The following is a 20222-nucleotide window of genomic DNA, read 5'->3' as shown; positions in this document are numbered from 1 at the left end:
AGCAAGTGGAAGAGACTGTGCAGTACGCCGGTGCCACGGGCTTGCTCGGCAGCGTATGGCTGCTGGTGGCGATCCCGCTGGTCAGCGCGGCCATCCTGCTGCTGCTCGGCCGTCGGGCCGACCGCTGGGGGCACTGGTTGGGCGTCGCCGCCATCGGTGCCGCTTTCGTGCTCGGCCTGGCCTTCTTCTTCCAGCTGCGTGGCCTGGAGAACAAGTCGGTCGAGCTGAGCCTCTGGGACTTCATCGCGGTTGGTGACCTCCGCGTCGACTTCGGCCTGTTGTTCGACCCGCTCGCAGCGGTCTTCGTGCTGCTGATCACCGGGGTGGGTTTCCTGATCCACCTGTACGCGGTGGAGTACATGGCGCACGACAGTGGCCGCCGCCGGTTCTTCGCGTACTTCAACCTGTTCGTCGCGGCCATGCTGCTGCTGGTGCTCGGCAACAACTACGTGATGCTGTACTTCGGCTGGGAGGGCGTCGGTCTGGCGTCGTACCTGCTGATCTCCTTCTGGTACGGACGGCCGAGCGCGGCCACCGCCGGTAAGAAGGCGTTCCTGATGAACCGGGTCGGCGACGCCGGTCTGGCCGTCGGCATCTTCATCATGTTCGCCACGCTGGGCACCACCCAGTACGACGAGGTGTTCACCGGCGTCGGCGGGCTGACCGCCACCACTGTGCTGGTGCTCGGTCTGCTGCTGCTGCTCGGCGCGGCAGGCAAGTCCGGCCAGTTCCCGCTCCAGGCGTGGCTGCCGGACGCCATGGAGGGCCCGACCCCGGTGTCGGCGCTCATCCACGCCGCGACCATGGTCACGGCGGGCGTCTACCTGATCGCCCGCTCCAACCCGATCTTCTCCGCGAACTCGACCCTCCAGCTCGTGGTGGTAAGCGTCGGCGCGCTCACCCTGCTGATGGGCTGCATCATCGGCGCGGCCAAGGACGACATCAAGCGGGTGCTCGCCTGGTCGACGGTGAGCCAGATCGGCTACATGTTCCTCGGCGTCGGCCTGGGCGGTGGGGCGTACGCGCTGGCCATCGTCCACCTGCTGGCGCACGGTTTCTTCAAGGCCAACATGTTCCTGGGCGCCGGCTCGGTCATGCACGGGATGAAGGACCAGGTGGACATCCGCCGGTTCGGTGGGCTGTCGAAGTACATGAAGATCACCTGGTTGACCTTCATGATGGGCTGGCTGGCCATCATCGGCATGTTCCCGTTCTCCGGCTTCTTCTCCAAGGAGCCGATCATCGTGGCCGCCTTCGAGCGGGACGACTGGACCGCCTGGCTCTTCGGCGGCGCGGCGCTGCTCGGGGCCGGGCTTACCGCGTTCTACATGACCCGGCTGTTCGTGCTCACCTTTCACGGCCCGAAGCGGTGGACCGAGGACATCGAGCACCCGCACGAGTCGCCGAAGCTGATGACCATCCCGCTGATCCTGCTGGCGGTCGGCTCGGTGGGCGCCGGTTTCCTGCTCTCCACGTCCGTTCCGGACTGGCTGACGGCGACCGCCGGGCTCGGCGGCGAGCACGCCGAGCACGAGGCGGTTCTCTCGCACGCCGTGATCACCACGCTGTCGCTGCTGGTCACCGTGCTCGGCGCCGGGCTGGCCTGGTTCCTGTTCCGGGCCGGTACGGCCACCGCGCCGCAGCCGGCAGGTGTGCTGGTCACCGCCGCCCGGCGCAACCTCTACACCGACGCGGTGAACGAAGCGGTCTTCGAGAAGCCGGGCGTCTTCCTCACCCGGGCGCTTGTCTTCCTCGACAACCGGGGCATCGACGGGCTGGTCAACGGGCTCGCCGCCGCGGTCGGCGGTGGATCGGGCCGGCTCCGGCGGATGCAGACCGGCTTCGTCCGCTCGTACGCCACCTCGATCCTGGCCGGTGCGCTGCTGGTGATGGCGGCGTTCCTGGCGGTGCAGGCGGGGTGGTTGGCGTGATCGACCTCTTTCCGGCCGCCCCCGCCGGCGGACTACGCATCCACGACGGAGGTAAGGCCGCATAATGTCCAACTTCCCGTTCCTCTCGGTGCTCACGGTGGCGCCACTGGTGGGCGCCCTGGTGGTGGCCTTCCTGCCGCGCCACCGGCCGGAGCTGGCCAAGCAGGTGGCCTTCGCCTGGTCGCTGCTCGTGCTTGTGCTGTCGGTGGTGATGTGGGTCAGCTTCAACGCCGGCGGTGACCGCTTCCAGTTCCGCGAGTCGTACTCGTGGATCCCGAACTGGGGTGTCAGCTTCACCTTCGCCGCCGACGGCATCGCGCTGGTGATGCTGATGCTGATCGCGGTCCTGGTGCCGCTGGTGATCCTGGCGTCCTGGCACGACGCGGAGTCGTCGAAGCGGTCGGTGCCCGTCTACTTCGCGCTGCTGCTGGTCCTCGAATGCACGATGATCGGCGTCTTCGCGGCCGCCGACGTCTTCCTGTTCTACGTGTTCTTCGAGGTCATGCTGGTCCCGATGTACTTCCTCATCGGCAGCTACGGCGGCCACCAGCGGCAGTACGCGGCTGTGAAGTTCTTCCTCTACTCGCTTGTCGGCGGTCTGTTCATGCTGGCCGCGGTGATCGGCCTGTGGGTGGTCGGCGGCAAGACGTTCGACTGGCAGGCGCTGTCGCAGGTCGACATCAGCACTGGCACCGAGCGTTGGCTGTTCCTCGGGTTCTTCCTCGCGTTCGCCATCAAGGCGCCGTTCTTCCCGTTCCACACCTGGCTGCCGGACGCCGGTGGCGCCGCACCGGCGGGAGCCGCGGCGCTGCTCGTCGGTGTGCTGGACAAGGTGGGAACGTTCGGCATCCTGCGGTACTGCCTGCCGCTGTTCCCCGAGGCGTCGAAGTGGTTCGCGCCGTGGGCGCTGGCGCTTGGCGTGATCGGCATCATCTACGCCGCGCTGCTGGCGGTCGGCCAGAACGACCTCAAGCGGCTGGTGTCGTACACCTCGATCGCGCACTTCGGTTTCATCGGGGTGGGCATCTTCGCGTTCACCACGCAGGCCGGCACGGGTGCGGTGCTCTACATGCTCAACCACGGCCTGGCCACCGGGCTGCTCTTCCTGGTGGTTGGCATGCTGATCGCCAGGCGGGGTTCGGCACTGATCAGCGACTTCGGTGGGGCGGGCAAGCTGGTCCCGGTGCTCGCCGGGGTGCTGTTCTTCGCCGGTCTCGCCTCGCTCGCGCTTCCCGGCACCGCGCCGTTCATCTCCGAGTTCCTGGTGCTGATCGGCACGTTCACCGTGAACAAGCCGGTCGCGGTCATCGCGACGCTCGGCATCATCCTGGCCGCGGCGTACGTACTGTGGATGGTGCAGCGCACCACGCAGGGCACGCTCAACCCGGCTCTCACCGAGGTCGACGGGATGCGCAAGGACCTCAACCTGCGCGAGAAGTTCGTGGTCGCCCCACTTATCGCGCTGATCGTGCTGCTCGGCTTCTATCCCAAGCCGGTCACTGACGTGATCAACCCTGCCGTCCAGGCGACCATGGACGACATCGGCAGAACCGACCCGGCACCGTCCGTGGGCGGCACCGTCCAGGAGGCGGCAAAGTGACCGAGTTGAAACTGCCGTCGCTTGACTACGCGGCGCTCGCCCCGATCCTGATCATGCTGGGCACCGCGTTGCTCGGTGTGCTTGTCGAGGCCTTCGTTCCCCGGCGTTCGCGGCACGTGGTGCAGCTGACGTTGGCCCTGCTGGCGGTGCTCGCCGCGCTGACCATGGTGGTCTTCAACGCCGACGACCGGATCATCACCGCCGGTCAGGCGCTCGCGGTGGACGGGCCGACGCTCTTCCTCCAGGGCGCGATCCTCGTGCTGGCCGCGATGGCGCTGCTGCTGATCGGTGACCGCTCGGTGGAGCGGGGTGGCGCGTTCGTCGCCCAGGCGGCGGTGACCGCCGAGTCGACCGACGACAGGCGGCAGGCCGAGGGGCGCAACGGGCTCACCGAGGTGTACCCGCTCACCACGTTCGCGATCGGCGGCATGCTGATCTTCGTGGCGGCGAACGACCTGCTGACCATGTTCATCGCCCTGGAGGTCTTCTCCCTGCCGCTGTACCTGCTCTGCGCGCTGGCCCGTCGCCGGCGTCTGCTGAGCCAGGAGGCGGCGATGAAGTACTTCCTGCTCGGCGCGTACGCCTCGGCGTTCTTCCTGTTCGGGGTGGCCCTGATCTACGGGTTCACCGCCGGGATGCCGGGTCGGACGGCGGGCGTCGACTTCGCCACCATCAACGCGGCGGTGACCGAGTCGCCGGCCAGCCCGGTGCTGCTCTTCGCCGGCATGGCGCTGCTCGCCATCGGTCTGCTCTTCAAGGCGGCGGCGGCCCCGTTCCACGTGTGGACGCCCGACGTCTACCAGGGCGCGCCGACCCCGGTCACCGGCTTCATGGCGGCCTGCACGAAGGTCGCCGCGTTCGGTGCGCTGCTGCGGGTCTTCCACGTCGCGTTCGTCGACGCCAGCTGGGACTTCACGCCGGTGCTCGGCGCGGTCGCGGTGCTGACCATGCTGGTCGGCGCGGTGCTCGCGGTCACCCAGACCGACATCAAGCGGCTGCTCGCGTACTCCTCGATCGCCAACGCCGGCTACCTGCTGGTCGGTGTGCTGGCGCCGAGCAAGGACGGGCTGTCCGGCACGATGTTCTACCTGGTCGCCTACGGGTTCTCGGTGCTTGCCGCGTTCGCCGTGGTGACGCTTGTGCGTGACGCCGACGGGGAGGCCACCCACCTGTCCCGGTGGGCCGGGCTGGGACGGCGTTCGCCGTTCTTCGCCGCGCTGTTCACGTTCATCCTGCTGGCCTTCGCGGGTATCCCGTTGACCAGCGGCTTCACCAGCAAGTTCGCGGTCTTCGGGCCGGCCCTGGAGGAGGGGCAGGCCTGGCTGGTGATCGCCGGCGTGCTGACCAGCATGGTGCTGGCGTTCCCGTACCTGCGGGTCGTGGTGATGATGTGGCTGTCCGAGCCGGGCGAGTCCACCCCGACCGTCACCGTGCCCGGCGGGCTCACCTCCGCCGCGCTGATGATCGGCGTACTGGCGACCCTGGTGCTCGGTGTCGCCCCGGCGCCGCTGCTCGATCTGGCCGCCGGAGCTGCCGAATTCGTACGATGACGCGAGTCTCGACGAGCGGAGGCCGGTACGCGTTCGCGTGCCGGCCTCCGGTGCTATCCCCGACCCGGAGCAGGTAGAACGGGTGTGGCATGGTTGATGGCGTGGTGAATCCGGCTGGCGAGCGTTCAGGTGCCCCGGGCTCCGGCGGTCGTCGGGGTCGGGCGAGTACGAGTCAGTTCGGCGCGCTCGGCCTCCATCTCGCCGATCCCCGCGTCGAGGCGTCCGTGCTGGGTCTGCTCGACGCGGTGGAGGTCGAGCTGCGGGCGAGTGTGTCGAGCGCGGACCCCTTCGTCGAGGAGGCCGCCCGGCATCTGCTGGAGGCCGGCGGGAAGCGGTTCCGCCCCCTGCTGGTGGCGCTGGGTGCCCAGTTCGGTGATCCGAGCGGCCCGCAGGTCGTACCGGCCGCCGTGGTGATGGAACTCACGCACCTGGCGACGCTCTACCACGACGACGTGATGGACGAGGCGGCCGTCCGCCGGGGTGCGCCGAGTGCGAACTCCCGCTGGACCAACTCGGTGGCCATCCTGGTCGGCGACTATCTCTTCGCCCGCGCGGCGGACATCGCGGCCGATCTGGGCCCCGAGGCGGTCCGGTTGCAGGCGCGCACCTTCGCCCGCCTGGTGCACGGTCAGATCGCGGAGACGGTGGGCCCGCGCCCCGGGGACGACCCGGTCGCGCACTACCTGAGCGTCATCGCCGAGAAGACCGGCTCGCTGATCGCCACGTCGGTGCGGTTCGGCGGCATGTTCGGTGGTGCCCCCGCAGAGCAGGTCGAGGCCCTCGCCGGTTACGGCGAGACGATCGGCGTCGCGTTCCAGCTCACCGACGACCTGCTGGACATCGCGTCCGAGTCGGTGCAGTCCGGCAAGACTCCCGGGACGGACCTGCGGGAGGGCGTTCCGACGCTTCCGGTGCTGTACGCCCGCGCGGCGGACGACTCCGACGCCTCCTCGGTGCGTCTGCGGGAGATCCTGGCGACCGGCCCGCTCACCGACGACGCCCTGCACGCGGAGGCGTTGGGTCTGCTCCGGGAGAGCCCGGCGCTCAAGCGGGCACGGGAGACCGTACGCAGCTACGCCGAGGACGCCCGCGCTCGCCTGGCCCCGCTTCCGGCCGGTGCGTCGCGTCGTGCCCTCGAATCGCTCTGCGACTACATCGCCGACCGCACCAGCTGATCCTCGCTCCGGTCGTTTCCGGCGGCGGTCAGCAGCCGACTGCCGACGAGCATGAGGGCGGCGGCGAGCAGCATGGACACCGCCGCCGTGGACCACATCGTCGGGTAGCCGAGGTGGGCGGCGAGCGGGCCGAGGGTCAGCGGACCGAGGCAGCCGCCCGCGTACACACCGGTCTGGGTGATCGACGTGGCGGTGGCCGGCGCCTGCGGGTGTAGCCGCACCACCGCGAAGTTCATCAGTCCGGGCCACGCCCAGCCCAGGCCGAAGCCGAGCACCACGCCCGCGACCAGCGGCACCGCGCCGGTCAGCGCGAGCAGTCCCAGACCTACCGCGCCGACCACGAGCATCGCGGCGATCAGCGCCACGTGGCCGTCGGCGCGGCGGTCGGCCAACCAGCCGGCGCCGACCCGGGCCACCACGCAGACGGCGCTGCCCAGGGTCAGGGTGAGGCCGGCAAGGCCCGGGGACAGACCTCGGGCGGCGGCGGAGTCCACCAGGAACGTGCCCAGTGCGTTGGCGGCGGCGGCGGCCAGCGTGGCCGCCGCGCCGACGACCACAAGCGCCCCGGTGGCCCGGCCGGTGCGCCCGCCGCCGGCCCCGCGCGCGGGGCCGGGCTCCTGCCGGGGTACGAGCGGCAGCGTCGTCAGTGCCGCACCGGCGGCGACCACGAACGCCCAGCGCCAGCCGGCGGTCAGCGCGACGGTGGGCACCGCCGCGCCGGCCAGCAGTGTGGAGACCGGGATGGCCGCCTGCTTGACGCCGAACGACAGGCCCTGACGGCGGGCCGGGACGTGCTGGGCGAGGGCCGCGTTGCTGGCCAGCTGGCCGAGGGCGTTCGCGGCGGCGCTGAGTGCCAGCAGGCCAACAAGCACCGGGTACGACCGGGCGAGAGCCGCCACGGCCAGCATCGACCCGGCGGCCAGCAGGATGCCGCAGCGGGCCACCACCGCCGGTCCGTACCGTTCGACCAGCCGACCCGAGGGCACCGACGCGAGGGCACTGACACCGAAGTAGACGGCCACTGCCACGCCCAGGCCGGCCGGGGAGAAGCCGATGTCGGCGCCCATCTGCACGGCGAGGCCGCCGAGCAGGAAGACGGGCAGCACGCACGCCACTGTCGTGGCGACGGCACCGGTGCTCGCCCGGACGGGACGCGGGCGGGCGGAGGTCGGGGTGAGGACTGTGTCGTTCATCGTCCGGCAAACCTACGCGAGAGGTGTTCAAAGCACTCGTCGTGACCGTCAGGGCACAACGTGTGGATGGTGATCTGGCATCCTCGACCCGAACAGGCATTTCGCACCGGGCCTGTATTTCATATGGTGTAAGTCCCCGGCGGCGGAGGTGGTTGTGCGCGACCCCTTGGCAGAACCTTCGGACCTGATCCGCAGCGTCTCCAGAGCGCTGCGGGTGCTGGAGTCGGTCGGTCGCGCCCCGAAGGGCCTGACCGTCAAGCAGATCGCACGGCGGTGCGAGCTGACCGTTGCCACCACCTACCACCTGGTGCGCACCCTGGCGTACGAGGGCTACGTGATCCGTCGCGAGGACGGCACGTACATCGTGGGGTTGGAGGTGGCCGACCGCTACCGCGAGCTGGTGACCGCGTTCCGGGGGCCACCGGCGGTCGGTGAGGCGCTGCGCCGCGCATCCCTGGACACCGGCTACAGCCACTACCTGGGCCGCTTCGTCGGCGGTCAGGTGGCCATCACGGCGGTCGCCGAGGGGCACCGGTCGCCCTACCTGGAGGACCTGGTCCCCGGGTTCGACGAGGGGGCACACGCCACGGCCCTCGGCAAGGCGCTGCTCGCCACCCTCACCGCCGACCAGCGCTTCCGCTACCTGCGGGAGTACGGCATGCGGCCGTTCACGAACGCCACCCTGACAAGCAACGAGACCTTCGAGGCCGACCTGGCCGCCGGCGACCGGCGGGGGATGCAGCTGGAGCTGGGGCAGTTCCGTCAGGGTGTGGCGTGCGCGGCGGTGCTCGTCGCACCGGACAAGGACATGGAGCGCCGCGTGGTGCTGGCGTGCGCGTTGCCGGCAAGCGAAATGATGACCTCGGCCCGGGTGGTACGCGCCAAGCTGCTCACGGTCGCCCGCAGCGTCGCCGACGGCATCGCCGCCGACCACTGACCCGTACGACGCCGAGGGGCGCTCTCCCGGGCTGGGAGAGGGCCCCTCGATGCGCCAGGTGACCACCACGCCCGGCTTGGCGTAGTCGCCGTCCGGCCAGTTCGACGCCGCGCTCGCCGACTGCGATGTGAACCGGGCGCGACCACCTCTCCGGTCGGGTATCGACCCGCAGCCGGTCTGACCTCGGGCTGAACCGAAAGGCGTCACCACACGTATTCCCGGGCGGACGCACAGCCGGACGCGCGCCGGAAGCGAGGAGACCGCCATCAGCGACCATGACGCCCAACTGCTGCGCGCGCTGCACGACGAGCACGCGGAGGCGCTGTACGTACATGCCCTGCGGCTGGTCAACGGCGACCGGCAGCGTGCCGAGGACCTGGTGCAGGAGACGCTGCTGCGGGCCTGGCGGCACCCGGAATCCCTGGACCCCCGCCGGGGTTCGGTGCGGGCGTGGCTCTTCACCACCGCCCGCAACCTGGCCATCGACGCCTGGCGTCGCCGATCCACGCGGGTCGGCGAGGTGTTCACCGACGAGATGCCGGAGCCACCCGAGGTCGTCGACGAGGCCGAACGCGCGGTGGAGGCGTGGACCGTCGCCGAGGCGTTGAACCGGCTCAGCCCGACCCACCGGGAAGTGCTCATCGAGTGCTTCTACCAGGGACGGTCGGTGGCCGAGGCGGCGTCGCGGCTGGGCGTGCCACCGGGCACCGTGAAGTCCCGCACCCACTACGCGCTGCGGTCACTACGGTTGGTCCTGGCTGAGATGGGAGTGACGGGATGACCCGGTGCGAGTTCGCGCACGACGACGGCGCGTACGTGCTGGGCGCACTCGCCCCCGCCGAGCGGGCCGCCTACGAGCGGCACCTCTCCGGCTGCGCCGAGTGCCGCGACGCGGTCGCCGAGATCGCCGTCCTACCCGGACTGCTCGGCCGCCTCGACCCGTCCGGCCTGGAACAGTTCCTTCCGCCCCCGACCCCACCCCGGGTGCCCGCGCTGCTCGATGAGGCCCGCGCCCGCCGGCGCCGCGAGCGGTGGTCCAACCGCCGGGGGTACGCCGTGACGGGGCTTGTCGCCGCCGCGATGGCGCTTGTGGTGGGCGTCGGCACGGTTACGGCGTTGCGGGGCGGGCCGAGCTCTCCGGTCACTCCGAACGCGGTGGGGACACCTGGCGTACGGGTCTCGATGGTCGCCATGCGGCCGGTGGCCACGGCCGGGCCGGTGCACGCCGAGGTCGGGCTGAACAGCACGAAGTGGGGCACCGAGGTGACCATGCGCTGCGGGTACGACCCACGGACGAGCTACGGCAAGGCGTACCCGTTCCGGCTGGTGGCGCACGGCCCGAACGGCGCCAGTGAACAGATCGGCTCCTGGCTCGCCGCGCCGGGCGACAGCCTCCAGTTCACCGGTGCCACCAGGTTCACCGACGCGGAGTTGGTGAGCGTCGAGCTCCAGCGGGCCGACGGCACCCCCCTGCTGACCTACGACGTCCCCTGACCCCGGCACCACGCCTCGTGGCGGGGGTGGGGTTCAGGGGGTCGGGACGGGGGCGGCAGTGGAGACGCGGGCGGCCTGACGGGCCTGGCGGGTGTGGCGGATCGCGTCGGCGGTGAAGACCACAAGGGCGAGCCAGACCAGCGCGAAGCCGGCGAGCCGGGCCGGCGGCATCGGCTCGTGGAAGATGAGCACACCGCAGGCGAGCTGGAGGATGGGCGCCAGGTACTGGATCATGCCGAGGCCGGTCAGTGGCAGCCGGTTCGCGGCTCCGGCGAAGAGAAGCAGCGGGATGGCGGTGGCCGCGCCGGCCAGCACCAGCAGCGCCGTGTGCCCGGCCGAGACGTGCCCGAAGGCCATCCCGCCACGGTAGGACAGCCAGATCAGGTAGCCGAGTGCGGGCAGCGCCAGCACGGCCGACTCGACGAACAGTCCCTCGGCGGCAGGCAGCCCGAGCCGCTTCTTGATCAGGCCGTACCCGGCGAAGCTGAACGCCAGGGTCAGCGCCAGCCAGGGCAGGCGGCCGTAGTCCACGGCGAGCACCGCCACGGCCGACCCGCCGATGCCCAGCGCCACCCACTGCCCCGGGCGCAGCCGCTCCCGCAGCACCGTCACCCCGAGCAGCACCACCACGAGGGGGTTGATGAAGTAACCGAGCGCGGTCTCCACCACCCGGTCGGAGCTGACCCCGTAGATGTAGGTGCCCCAGTTGACAGCGATCAGCGCGGCGGCGGCGACGATCCCGGCCACCGCCCAGCCCCGGCGCAGCAGCGCCCGCAGGAAACCGATGTTGCGCAGCGCGCCCAGCAGCAGCGCCACGAAGAGCACCGACCAGACGATCCGGTGGGCCAGGATCTCCAGCGGGCCGGCCGGTCGCAGCAACTTGAAGTAGAGCGGGAAGAAACCCCAGAGCAGGTACGCGCCGATGCCGTAGAGGTATCCCAGGCGGAGTGGCGTCACGACTCCACCGTAAGGGCTCCAGCTGCGCTCTGTTCCTTTCCGGTGATCGGGGTCACCGGCGGCCGCTGGTCGAGATTCATCCACCGCTCCGGAGTGTCGAGCGGCGTGAAGCCCACCCGTGCGTACACCTCGTGGGCGTCGTTTGTGGCCAGCAGGATCCGGCGTACGCCCAGCTCGGCCAGATGGTCGCGGACCGCGGTGGCGAGCCAGCCGCCCAGGCCGTCGCCCCGGGAGGCGCGGTCGACGTACACGTCGCAGAGCCAGGCGAAGGTGGCGCGGTCGGTGACCACCCGGGCCACCGCGACCTGGCGGCCGTCCCCGGGGCGGTAGACGCCGAACGGCAGGGATCCCGCGAACGCCCGGTCGACAGTCGCCCGGTCCCGCCCCACCGCCCAGTACGCGTCGGTGGACAACCAGTGGTGCACCAGGCTCAGGTCGAGCCGGGCCGGGTCGGTGCTGAGCAGGTGGCCGTCCGCGCGGGTCTGTGAGAACACCCTGCGACGCTAGCCGCCACGATGGGCGCGCCCGCCGGCCAATTCCCGACCTCTGGTCATCGGCCCGCCCCGGCCCCGGCCGTGGTCGGAGCCCGGGCGGGCCGGGTCGGTGCGGGCAGGTCGCCGGTCAGTCCCGGTCGAGGACGGCGCCGAGGATCCAGGTCACGATGCTCACGAAGAGGGCACCGAGCACCGCCGCCGGCCAGAAACCGTCAACCGAGAACGGCAGCCCGGCCTGGTCGGCGATCCAACTGGTGAGCAGGAACAGCAGCCCGTTGACGACCAACGCGATGAGACCAAGCGTCAGCAGGTAGAAACCACAACCGACGGTCTTGATGATCGGCTGGAGGACCGCGTTGACCACGCCGAAGATCACCGCCACCAGCAGCAGCGTGGTCACCGTCTCCGCGGCGGAACTCGACTCCAGAGAGATGCCCGGGATGAGGAACGTGGCAAGCCAGAAAGCCAATGCTGTGCTGGCCAGCCGAATCAGCAGACCTTTCAGAAAACCCATGGCGGGGATCGTGCCACGACACCCGCGACTGCGTAACCCGCCGGTTCGACGCGCGACCAGGTCAGCCGCGCGCCGGCCGGCCGATCAGCTGCGCCTCGATCGGGGTCGGGGCGAGCAGCGCCCAGCGCAGCGCCCGCCGGTTCACCACTGCCACCATGTCGTCCCGCATCCGGGTCAGCCACTCGGCTGAACCGCCGAGCCCCAGCGCCGCACCGGCAAGCGCCGCCTCGGCAGTGCCCAGCGGTTGCAGCACCGCCAGGTCCGCACGACTCAGCACGTCGGTGTCCGCAGCTGTCAACTCGTCGCGCACCACGAGGGTGGCCCGCCACGGTGCGCCCCGCTCCGCCTCGGCCGGCACCGGCCCGGCGGCGTCGACCACAAGCAGCAACGGCCGCAGCGCGGTCGCCACCCCGTCGGCCACCGTACGGCCGGGCGGGATCAACGGGATCGTCAGGCCCGGGGCGCCCACCCCCCTGACGAACGGCTCCCAGACCCGTGGTCGCGCGGTCTGCACCACCACCAGGGCTCCCAGCGCCATCGCGCGCAGCGCCACCAGCTGTGCCGCGCGTACGCCACCGACCAGCAGCACCCTTGTGCTCTCCGGTCGGAACAGCCGCACGGTGACCGCGCCGCCGTGCCTGTTGGTGCCGACCATGATCCCCGCCTGGCCCAGGGTCAGCTCCCAGTCGTCGAGCGCCGGTCGGGGCTGCGCGCCCGCCGTCGCCAGCGCCAGCGGCAGGGTGGCGGCCAACCCCTCCAGGTGGGCCCCGTCCAGCCGCCGGAGCCCTCCGCCCAGGCCGGTCACCAACCGGTCCAGGGCCTCGGCGGCCAGGGTCAGCTCGGTCGTCGTCCCGGCCGCCAGCCGTACGGTCAGCTCGGTCGGCACCTCGGCGGCGCCGCTGGCCGGCGGCGGGCCGGCGCAGATCGACACGGTCGTCGCGGTCGCCGGCAGCGCGAGCAGTCGCGGTGCGAGTTGGCGGGCGCCAGCGCCGTCGGCGTCAGGCCACCGGGTCAGCCGGAAGGTGGCCTGGACCAGGGGGCCGGACCGCAGTGCCGGCCAGAACTCGCGCACGGGCTGGCCGTCGTCGTGGTGGGCCAGCTCGCCCAGGACGCGCAGCGCCGCGGGTACGCCGAGCGGCCGCGCGGTCAGCGGCCCCAGCCGGCGGACGATGCGGCGTACCGTGCCGGCGAGCACCCGGCGCAGGGCCTCCTCCGACCAGCCGTCGACCCGCAGCACGCGCACCGCCAGCAGCGCCTGCTCCCGCCCTGCGAGCCGGCCGTCGGTGAGCTGCCGGTACGACGTGCCGACAGTGCCCCCGGCCGGCGGCACCGGCGCCGGCGCTCCGGCGAGCAGCAGCTGGATCCGCAGCGGCGGGACGTCCACCCCCGGTGCGGGCAGCAGGGCGGAGGGCGGCGGGATCGCGTGCGACGCGTCGCCGAGCAGGTCGCCGGGATCGCCGAGTTCCAACAGCGCGACCATGCCCCCGGTGTCCTCCAGGACCGCCGCCGGCCCGTCGGACAGTTCCGTGGAGCGGACCACGGCGCCCGGCGCGACAAGGTCGAGCAACTCGGCCGGCCCCGCGGACCCCACCAGCGCCCGGCGGCGGGTCAGGTGCCCGGCGGCGGTGCCCAGCCACTCGAAGAGCCATCGCCCCCGGAGCCGGGCGCCGGCTGCCACGATCAGCAGCGCCGCCGCCGTCACGGCGGTGACGGTCACCGGCGCGCTCCGACCGAGGGCGGCGAGGACGAGCGCCACCGCGACCTGTGCGGCGACCAGTTGGCCGGCGCGTACCCCGGTGCCGGCCCGCGTGAGCGTCGCCCATCGGCCGCCGCGCCGACGGGGCGCGGCGACGCCCGGACCGGAGGGAAGGCCGACGGCGGCCGGGACCGGGTCGATCGGGGCCTGCTGCCGCGGGCCTCCGGTGGTGATCGCCCGCACCGAGCCTCCTCGACCAGTGTGGACCGTGCCGGGCGGCAGGCCCCTCGCTGACCCGTCACGCGCCGCGACGTGGCTGCGGCACATCGTAAGCGACCGATGGCTGCCGTGGTTGTCCACAGGGGAGAGGTCGGGGGTAGCAGAACCGCAACCGGGCCGCTACCGTCAGCCACGAAGTGCATCGCTGACCCGCATCCGACGTGCGTCGACGAGCGGGCCACGCGACCGACGCGCCCTCCGGGCGAGTCGACGGCCAGGCGCGATCGAGGAGACGAGGTGACGTCCGGGTGTCCCAGACCCAGGCAGAAGCCGCGGTGATGAAGCAGACCGCCGCGAAGTTCGAGCAGGTTGACCAGTCGTTGCAGTCCATGCTGACCGGCCTGCTGGCCGAGTTGGAGGTGTTGCAGCAGGCCTGGCGCGGCGCCGGTGGGCGATCGTTCGAGCAGGTCAAGCAGCAGTGGTCGCAGGACCAGGCCGCGCTGCACCGCGCCCTGCGGGAGACCGCCGGGGCGATCCGCACCGCAGGCCGGCAGTACGACGTCTCGGACGACGAGGCGGCCAGCCGGGTGGCCGGCACCAACCGCGGCGGCATCCAACTGCCGCTCTGACCCCGCTCGGGAGGGAGCTCCGATGGACCACGGTGTGCTGGTCGTCAACTTCACCGCGCTTCAGCAGGCCGGTGCGGACATCCAGAAGGCGCTGAACACGCTCGACTCGCAGCTCGGCCAACTCGAACGCGACGCCGCGCCGCTGGTGGCCGGTTGGGCGGGTGAGGCCCGGGAGGCGTACGAGCAGCGCCAGGCGCGGTGGCGGTCCGCCTCGCAGGACCTTCAGGCCATGCTGCGTGACATCAGGCTGGCGGTGAACGACTCCGCCGCCGACTATCTGGACACCGAGAAGAAGAACACAGGGCTGTTCCAGTGATCCCGGTGGTTCGGAAGCGCTGACCATGTCCGGGCCCGCGCCCCGGCCGGCTCCGGTCGGGGCGTTCCCCGGCAGCCCGGCGAGGTCACACCGGGTCGGCGGGCCGCCACCGGCGGCGCGCGCCCCGGGGCAGCACCAGGGCGAGCAGCACCACGGCGACTGCAGTCGTCCCGACCACAGCGCCGACCAGCAGGGCCCGGTCCCGGGCCGCGGCCCGGCGGGCGTCGCGGGCGAGTTGCGCCGCGTCGGCCCGGTCGTCGGCGAGCGCGGCGACCGTCCGCGGCCCGCCCGGCTGACCCGGTCCGGTCTCGGTGACCGCCCGGTACGGGTTCAGCACGCCCGCGCCGTACCCGTGCCCCGGGCCGGGCGCCGGATCGGCGGTGGCGATGATCCGTTCGGCCACCTGGGCAGCGGTCAGCTCGGGGCGGTACTGGCGCAGCAGGGCGGCGGTGGCGGCCACGAACGGCGCCGCGTAGCTCGTTCCCTCGACCCGCTGGTGGCCCTGCCCGGGCGCGGCGGTCAGCACCTCACTGCCCGGTGCGACCAGGTCGACGTACGGGCCGGTCTGCGAGAAGCCGGCCCGTGCACCGTCGGCCCCGATCGCGCCCACCCCGAGCACTCCGTCGTACGCGGCCGGGAACGGGCGCGGGTCGCCGCTGTCGTGCAGGTTGCCGGCGGCGGCCACCAGCACCACGTCCTTCTCGACGGCGTACGCGACGGCGGCGTGCACGGCCGGGGCGTCGGCGTACAGGACGACGGAGAGGTTCACGACGTCGGCGTCGTGGTCGACGGCCCATCGGATGGCCCTGGCGAAGTCGGCGGCGCTGACCGTACGCCCCGACTCCCGTCCCTGCACCACCTGCTGCTCACTGACCCGTACCGGCAGGATCCGGGCGCCCGGTGCGAGGCCGTGGAAGGCGACGCCGGGGCGAGGTTGTGCCGCGATGATGCTCGCCACACCGGTGCCGTGCCCGGCGCAGTCGCGGCTGCCGTCTCCGCCCGGGTCGAGCAGGTCGGTGCCGGCCAGCACCTGCCCGGCCAGTTGCGGGTGGACCCGGTCGACCCCGGAGTCGACCACCGCCACTGTCACTCCCTTGCCGGTGGCCAGTGGCGCGAGCCGGGCGGGGTCGTACCGTTGCTGCGTCCACGGCAGGGCCGCGACCGGCCGGACGGGCGCCAGGGGGTTCGCGCAGGTCGGCGCCACACGCGACGCGGCGTCGGCGGCGTCTGTCGGAAGTGCCGGCGCGGTCAGCATGCCGGCCGCCAGGCCTGCGAGGACCGGGCGCGCGATCGACCGGGACATCGACGGCCTCCGTATCGTGTCGGCTCCGGGACGGGATGTTATCGCCTCGTCGACGCCCCGGCGGACCGCCGCCGGCCAGCCATTGTGATCTTGATACCACCTTGTAGGTTGTACGCGATACCTGTGGCCTGTTCTCGGAAGGAGAGGTGGCCGTGACCGAATGGGAGCCGGCCACGGAGGCCGAGGTGGCGATGCGGGACGCGCTGCGCGCCAACGACCAGGAGTTGTACTTCCGACTCCTGTCCCGCACCGATCTGCTGTTGCCCGTCGCCGCGCCGGCACTGGCCGGTCAGACGTCGCCCGGCTGGGGCACCTGGACCACCGGCGGCCGTACGCACGTGCTGGCGTTCACCTCCGCCGCCGCGCTGCGGGCCTGCCTCGGTGACCATCCGGGCAGCAACCGGCGGGTCCCGTTCACCGACCTCGCGGTCGGCTGGCCCAACCACGAGTGGTGGCTGGCGGTCAACCCCGGGCTACCGGTGGAGGGCTACCTGCCCGCCTGGTTCGTCTCCCAGCTCTCCCGCGGTGACGTCCGCCTTCCCGGGCGCGCCATGGGGGCCCGCGCCCGGCTGGAGCGGGCGGAGACCCTCGCCCGCACCCGCAACGGCGCGACCGGTCGGGACGCCGCCGGCGCGACGCCGAGCACCGGCCCCACGCCGTCCGGCTCGACCCCGCCACAGGGCCCTGAGCCGGTGGCGGCACCGCCCGTGCGACAGGCACCGACGCGGCAGGCGGTGCCCCGGATGACCAACCCGCTGGCCCCTGGCGCGCCGCGGAGCACGCCGAGACCGGGTGACCTGTCCCGCCTGTCCGGCACCGACGACATGCCCGCGGCCGGCCAGCGACACCCGAACGCCGTGCCGCGCACCGACTCCGTGCCGGAGGCCGCTCGCCCGGCCGCACCCCGGTTCGCGCCGTCGACTCCCATCGAGCGTCCTGCTGCCGTTCCGACCGAGCCGAGCCCGACCACGACCGGCCGCCCGCCGGTCGGCCGGGCCGGCGACGCCATGGCCGCCCCGGCCAACGGCACGGCCCAGGGCGACAGGCGTTCCTTCTTCGAACCGGCGTCCGGCCGGGACCGCGCCGCCGGCCCGCCGCCGGGCGGGGGGCGGCCCGGCGACCGGGCCACGCCGCCGTCCCGTTTCGCGCGGGGCAGCCAACCGTTCCCCCGCCGCCGTCCCGCCGAACCGACCGCCGAGGGTGGTGCCACCCGGGCCTTCCCGATGACCGACGCGGCCGCCGAGGGTGCCACCCGGGCCTTCCCGGTTGGCGACGCGACAGTCAGCCGGCCGCTGCGGCCGCCGTCCGGCGACCCGCTGACCTCCGGCGACGAGCCCACCCAGCCGTTGCCCCCGCGCCGCCCCGATCCGCTGGCCGAGGAGCCCACCCGCGCCTTCCGGGCGACAGGTGGGCCCGCACCGGTTCGTCCCGACACGGCGGCCGAGGAGACCCAGCCGATCCCGCGTGGCCGGCCGGGGGAGCAGGCCCGGTACGAGCCGCCGGTGGAGGAGCTGTCGCCGTCCGTCGCGGAGCCGGTCTCGAGCCCGCCGGCACCGCGCCGCGGGTTCACGCCCATCGTCATCGAGGGCACCGTCATCGAGTCCCGTGACCTGACCGAGCCGGTCGCCGCGGGTCGACCCGCCGGGCCGTACGCCGACGACCTCGTCGGGGACCGGGCCGGAGGCGACCCTGTCGACTCCCCGCCGCCCCGCACGGGCAGCGTCCCGGACCCGCCCCGCACGGCCGGTGACACGCCGTCACCCTTGCCGGAGCCCTCCCACGCGGACACCGGCGGCGGCGACCCGTACCCGGCTGCGGGTGGCGAGGAGCCGAACCCGGCGGAGCCGACGCCTGTCGACTTCACGCCGGCCAACACGGTCGAGGAGGACCTGCTCAACGCGGCCGGCGCGGGCAGCACCGACACGTTCCTGTCCACCCTGCTGCTGGCCCGGGTGCTGCTGCCCGCCGCACCTGAGTCGGTGCCCGGCAGCCGCCCCGGCGACCCCGGTTTCGTCTGGCGTACCGGCCAGCTCGACGACGAGACGTACGTGGTGGTCTACACGTCGCCGGAGCGCCTGGCCGACCACACCGACGGTGACGTCGACACGGTAGGGGTGAAGTTCGCCCAACTGATCCGGCGCTGGCCGGACGAGGACTGGTCGTTCGCCGTCAATCCGGGCACCCCGGTCGGCGCGAAGCTGCCCGGTGAGCAGATCATCGCCCTTGCCAACTGGGCCGCCGAAGTGGGGCTCGGGGACGACCTGGAGGTCGACACCGAGGAGGCCCCCGCCGTGGCGGAGCCCGCCGCCCGCCCCCGGTACGCTCCGGCGGCGGTCGACCCGGCCCGCCCGACGGTGATGCAGAAGGCGATCGCGCCCAGCCAGCTCGCGTACTACCTGGAGCGGGGGTACGACCGGGTGTCCGGCTTCGTGCACCGGGCGGGCGAGCTGGCCCACCTGACCACGCCTGCCCAGTTGTACGACGCGCTCGGCCTCAACTACCCGGCCTCGCCGTTCGTGCGGGACGCCGAGGAGATCTACGTGCTGCGCTGGCCGGCGCACCGGCCGAGCCTCTACCGCATCCCGTACGGGGGGCAGAACGAGCCGGCGATGCGGGCCATGGAGGGCTGGGTCATCGAACGCCCACCGTTCCGGGGCAACGGCTTCGCCCCCGGCGAGAGCAGCGACGTGGTGGCCGAGTTCAAGGTGGACAGCGCCCGTCTGCCGCACGGCGCCCAGCTCTGGCGGATCGGCGCGGACGGCACCGAACGGGTGGTCGCGTCGCTCGACACGGACGCGGTGGTGTGGCGACGGGTTCCGGAGGCGTGATGCGCGACGGCTATGTGGCCCGTTGGCGGGGCCGGGAGTACCAGGCCAGCCCGGACGGCGACGACATCCGGCTCTACCAGCCCGAACCGGCCGAGGGCTTCGAGGAGGTCCGACCCGGCCGGTACGTGCGGGTGCTGCCGGCCAGCGACATCGAGGACCTGGCGTACGTGCGGACCACCTGCACGTGGCAGGGGCAGCCGTTCATCGTGCTCGGCGAACACGACGCCTGGCTGCGCGTCGAGTACACGGGCGGCCGTTGGCCGGTGGCCGAGGCGATGCGGCTGGAGGTCTTCGACTTCGGCGTCTACCAGGGCTGGGCGCCGGCCGCCGAGGTCACCGACCTGCGGGAGCAGCGGGTCTGACTGCCGCACCTGGTGCGACAGGTCAGGACTTGGCCCACCGTAGGACCTCGCCGAGCACCAGGTCCGGTGCCTCCAGGTGCGGGAAGTGGCCCACGCCGTCGAGCAACCGCCACTCGTACGGGGCCACGACGTACCGTCCGGAGCCCAGGGCCGTCCTCGGTAGGGAGGCGACGTCAGTGGCGCCGTGGAGTTGGAGGGTCGGGGTGACAAGCGGCTTCTGCATGAGGCGTACGAACCGGTAGCCGTGCAGCCGCAGCACCGAGCGGAACGCCCACCGGTAGCCCTCCAACGCGCAGAACGCGGCCTGCGGGATGCGCATCGCCTCCCGGCACCGCTGCGCGTACGCCTCGAAGTCCGATCCGGCCACCCATCGTGGCCCACCCCAGCGGCGCAGGATCTCCTCCACGGCCGCCGCGCCGTCCCGGGTCAGGACGTGCTCGTAGCGGGGCAGTTGGAACTTCAACGCCGGGGTGGAGGCGGCGAACTGCCCGCGCGGGTCGGCGAAGATGGCTGCCCGCAGCCGCAGCGGGTGCGGTGCTCCCAGCACCACGAGCCGGCGGACCAGGGCCGGGTGGAACGACGCCACCGTCCAGGCGACCATGCCGCCGACGCCGCTGCCGACTAGTGTTGCGGACCGTTCACCGAGCGCCCTGATCAGCCCGGCGATGTCGGCGGCGAGGGTGTAGCCGTCGTACCCCCTGGGTGGTTTGTCGCTGGCGCCGTAGCCGCGCAGGTCGACGGCGACCGCCCGGAAGCCGGCGTCGGCGACGGCCGGGAGCATCTGGTGCCACGCCCACCAGTGCTCCGGGAAGCCGTGCAGGAAGAGCACCATCGGACCGGTGCCGGCCTCGACCACGTGGAACCGGGTGCCGTTGGCGCCGACGAAACGGTGCGTCCACGGCCCCTCGGTGAGGACACAGGACTCGTCGACGGCTCCGCCGCGCTGGTCGGTCATGGCAGACAGCCTAGGACCCGGATGCCTCAGATGACCCTGGTGGTCGCGGTGAACAGGGAGAAGCCCGGG

At 72.5% G+C, this 20222-nt stretch carries 18 protein-coding genes; 11 read left to right on the top strand and 7 right to left on the bottom strand.

The features are described 5' to 3' along the window. Positions 1 to 5: 5 nt before the first annotated feature. From nuoL to AB0N27_RS15850, 4 genes are all read left to right on the top strand, one after another. Complete coding sequence (nuoL, locus tag AB0N27_RS15865; RefSeq protein WP_364369206.1) at positions 6 to 1931, top strand: NADH-quinone oxidoreductase subunit L; 1926 nt, start codon at positions 6 to 8, stop codon at positions 1929 to 1931. 64 nt (positions 1932 to 1995) lie between these two features. Next, complete coding sequence (locus AB0N27_RS15860; RefSeq protein WP_364369203.1) at positions 1996 to 3531, top strand: NADH-quinone oxidoreductase subunit M; 1536 nt, start codon at positions 1996 to 1998, stop codon at positions 3529 to 3531. Next, positions 3528 to 5081: an NADH-quinone oxidoreductase subunit NuoN gene (gene nuoN / locus AB0N27_RS15855; RefSeq protein ID WP_364369200.1), complete on the top strand. Its 1554-nt coding sequence runs from the start codon at positions 3528 to 3530 to the stop codon at positions 5079 to 5081. Before AB0N27_RS15860 ends, nuoN begins: the two co-directional genes overlap by 4 nt. 89 nt (positions 5082 to 5170) lie before the next feature. Beyond that, the gene (locus AB0N27_RS15850; RefSeq protein WP_364369197.1) at positions 5171 to 6256 is read left to right on the top strand and encodes a polyprenyl synthetase family protein; all 1086 of its coding nucleotides are present in this window, start codon (positions 5171 to 5173) and stop codon (positions 6254 to 6256) included. Here the strand turns inward: AB0N27_RS15850 and AB0N27_RS15845 are convergent. Then, a complete protein-coding gene (locus tag AB0N27_RS15845) occupies positions 6232 to 7449 on the bottom strand; it encodes an MFS transporter (protein WP_364369194.1) in 1218 nt (405 codons plus the stop codon). The two genes, AB0N27_RS15850 and AB0N27_RS15845, sit on opposite strands and share 25 nt — an antisense overlap. Positions 7450 to 7603: 154 nt before the next feature. Between AB0N27_RS15845 and AB0N27_RS15840 the strand changes: the two genes are divergently transcribed. The 3 genes from AB0N27_RS15840 to AB0N27_RS15830 all read left to right on the top strand — a co-directional run bounded on the left by AB0N27_RS15840 (position 7604) and on the right by AB0N27_RS15830 (position 9880). Continuing rightward, on the top strand, positions 7604 to 8386 hold the full coding sequence (locus tag AB0N27_RS15840; RefSeq protein WP_364369191.1) for an IclR family transcriptional regulator C-terminal domain-containing protein: 783 nt from the start codon (positions 7604 to 7606) through the stop codon (positions 8384 to 8386). 265 nt (positions 8387 to 8651) lie between these two features. After that, complete coding sequence (locus tag AB0N27_RS15835) at positions 8652 to 9167, top strand: sigma-70 family RNA polymerase sigma factor (RefSeq protein ID WP_357990566.1); 516 nt, start codon at positions 8652 to 8654, stop codon at positions 9165 to 9167. Beyond that, positions 9164 to 9880: a zf-HC2 domain-containing protein gene (locus AB0N27_RS15830; protein ID WP_364369188.1), complete on the top strand. Its 717-nt coding sequence runs from the start codon at positions 9164 to 9166 to the stop codon at positions 9878 to 9880. The genes AB0N27_RS15835 and AB0N27_RS15830 overlap by 4 nt, the downstream gene beginning before the upstream one ends. 33 nt (positions 9881 to 9913) lie before the next feature. On the opposite strand, the gene rarD is transcribed toward AB0N27_RS15830, so the two are convergent. The 4 genes from rarD to eccE all read right to left on the bottom strand — a co-directional run bounded on the left by rarD (position 9914) and on the right by eccE (position 13784). Then, positions 9914 to 10837, bottom strand: a complete 924-nt coding sequence (gene rarD, locus AB0N27_RS15825; RefSeq protein ID WP_364369185.1) for an EamA family transporter RarD — start codon at positions 10835 to 10837, stop codon at positions 9914 to 9916. Then, entirely contained in the window at positions 10834 to 11331 is a 498-nt protein-coding gene (locus AB0N27_RS15820; RefSeq protein WP_364369182.1) for a GNAT family N-acetyltransferase, read from the bottom strand. Before AB0N27_RS15820 ends, rarD begins: the two co-directional genes overlap by 4 nt. A 127-nt stretch (positions 11332 to 11458) precedes the next feature. Next, a complete protein-coding gene (locus tag AB0N27_RS15815) occupies positions 11459 to 11845 on the bottom strand; it encodes a phage holin family protein (protein WP_364369179.1) in 387 nt (128 codons plus the stop codon). Between the two features lie 61 nt (positions 11846 to 11906). Next, on the bottom strand, positions 11907 to 13784 hold the full coding sequence (eccE, locus tag AB0N27_RS15810) for a type VII secretion protein EccE (protein WP_364369176.1): 1878 nt from the start codon (positions 13782 to 13784) through the stop codon (positions 11907 to 11909). A 284-nt stretch (positions 13785 to 14068) separates the two neighbouring features. On the opposite strand from eccE, the gene AB0N27_RS15805 reads away from it, so the two are divergent. Further along, positions 14069 to 14389 carry a WXG100 family type VII secretion target gene (locus tag AB0N27_RS15805; protein ID WP_139586785.1) on the top strand — a complete coding sequence of 107 codons (321 nt, stop codon included), beginning with the start codon at positions 14069 to 14071 and terminating at the stop codon, positions 14387 to 14389. Positions 14390 to 14411: 22 nt separating this feature from the next. Continuing rightward, positions 14412 to 14705, top strand: coding sequence for a WXG100 family type VII secretion target (locus AB0N27_RS15800; RefSeq protein WP_139586784.1), 294 nt, complete (start codon positions 14412 to 14414; stop codon positions 14703 to 14705). 85 nt (positions 14706 to 14790) lie between these two features. Here the strand turns inward: AB0N27_RS15800 and mycP are convergent, their stop codons facing one another. Next, on the bottom strand, positions 14791 to 16008 hold the full coding sequence (mycP, locus tag AB0N27_RS15795; protein ID WP_364369172.1) for a type VII secretion-associated serine protease mycosin: 1218 nt from the start codon (positions 16006 to 16008) through the stop codon (positions 14791 to 14793). Positions 16009 to 16160: 152 nt separating this feature from the next. Here mycP and AB0N27_RS15790 point away from each other — a divergent pair, with 152 nt between their 5' ends. Together AB0N27_RS15790 and AB0N27_RS15785 are read left to right on the top strand one after the other, a co-directional pair. Continuing rightward, positions 16161 to 18836 (top strand): SseB family protein, encoded by a 2676-nt coding sequence (locus AB0N27_RS15790; RefSeq protein ID WP_364369169.1) that lies wholly within the window; start codon positions 16161 to 16163, stop codon positions 18834 to 18836. Next, entirely contained in the window at positions 18833 to 19198 is a 366-nt protein-coding gene (locus AB0N27_RS15785) for a hypothetical protein (RefSeq protein ID WP_364370759.1), read from the top strand. Before AB0N27_RS15790 ends, AB0N27_RS15785 begins: the two co-directional genes overlap by 4 nt. A gap of 22 nt (positions 19199 to 19220) precedes the next feature. Here the strand turns inward: AB0N27_RS15785 and AB0N27_RS15780 are convergent, their stop codons facing one another. Then, the gene (locus AB0N27_RS15780) at positions 19221 to 20153 is read right to left on the bottom strand and encodes an alpha/beta hydrolase (protein WP_364369166.1); all 933 of its coding nucleotides are present in this window, start codon (positions 20151 to 20153) and stop codon (positions 19221 to 19223) included. Positions 20154 to 20222 lie beyond the last annotated feature (69 nt).

Source organism: Micromonospora sp. NPDC093244 (assembly GCF_040683695.1).
Lineage (GTDB): Bacteria > Actinomycetota > Actinomycetes > Mycobacteriales > Micromonosporaceae > Micromonospora.
This window is presented reverse-complemented; position numbering and strand designations above follow the sequence as displayed.

Bases quoted from the DNA above. Each gene is read 5' to 3' on its own strand.
- AB0N27_RS15800 (WP_139586784.1), top strand. From the start codon at position 14,412: ATGGACCACGGTGTGCTGGTCGTCAACTTCACCGCGCTTCAGCAGGCC.
- AB0N27_RS15815 (WP_364369179.1), bottom strand. From the start codon at position 11,845: ATGGGTTTTCTGAAAGGTCTGCTGATTCGGCTGGCCAGCACAGCATTG.
- AB0N27_RS15850 (WP_364369197.1), top strand. From the start codon at position 5,171: ATGGTTGATGGCGTGGTGAATCCGGCTGGCGAGCGTTCAGGTGCCCCG.
- AB0N27_RS15845 (WP_364369194.1), bottom strand. From the start codon at position 7,449: ATGAACGACACAGTCCTCACCCCGACCTCCGCCCGCCCGCGTCCCGTC.
- AB0N27_RS15780 (WP_364369166.1), bottom strand. From the start codon at position 20,153: ATGACCGACCAGCGCGGCGGAGCCGTCGACGAGTCCTGTGTCCTCACC.
- mycP (WP_364369172.1), bottom strand. From the start codon at position 16,008: ATGTCCCGGTCGATCGCGCGCCCGGTCCTCGCAGGCCTGGCGGCCGGC.
- AB0N27_RS15830 (WP_364369188.1), top strand. From the start codon at position 9,164: ATGACCCGGTGCGAGTTCGCGCACGACGACGGCGCGTACGTGCTGGGC.
- AB0N27_RS15860 (WP_364369203.1), top strand. From the start codon at position 1,996: ATGTCCAACTTCCCGTTCCTCTCGGTGCTCACGGTGGCGCCACTGGTG.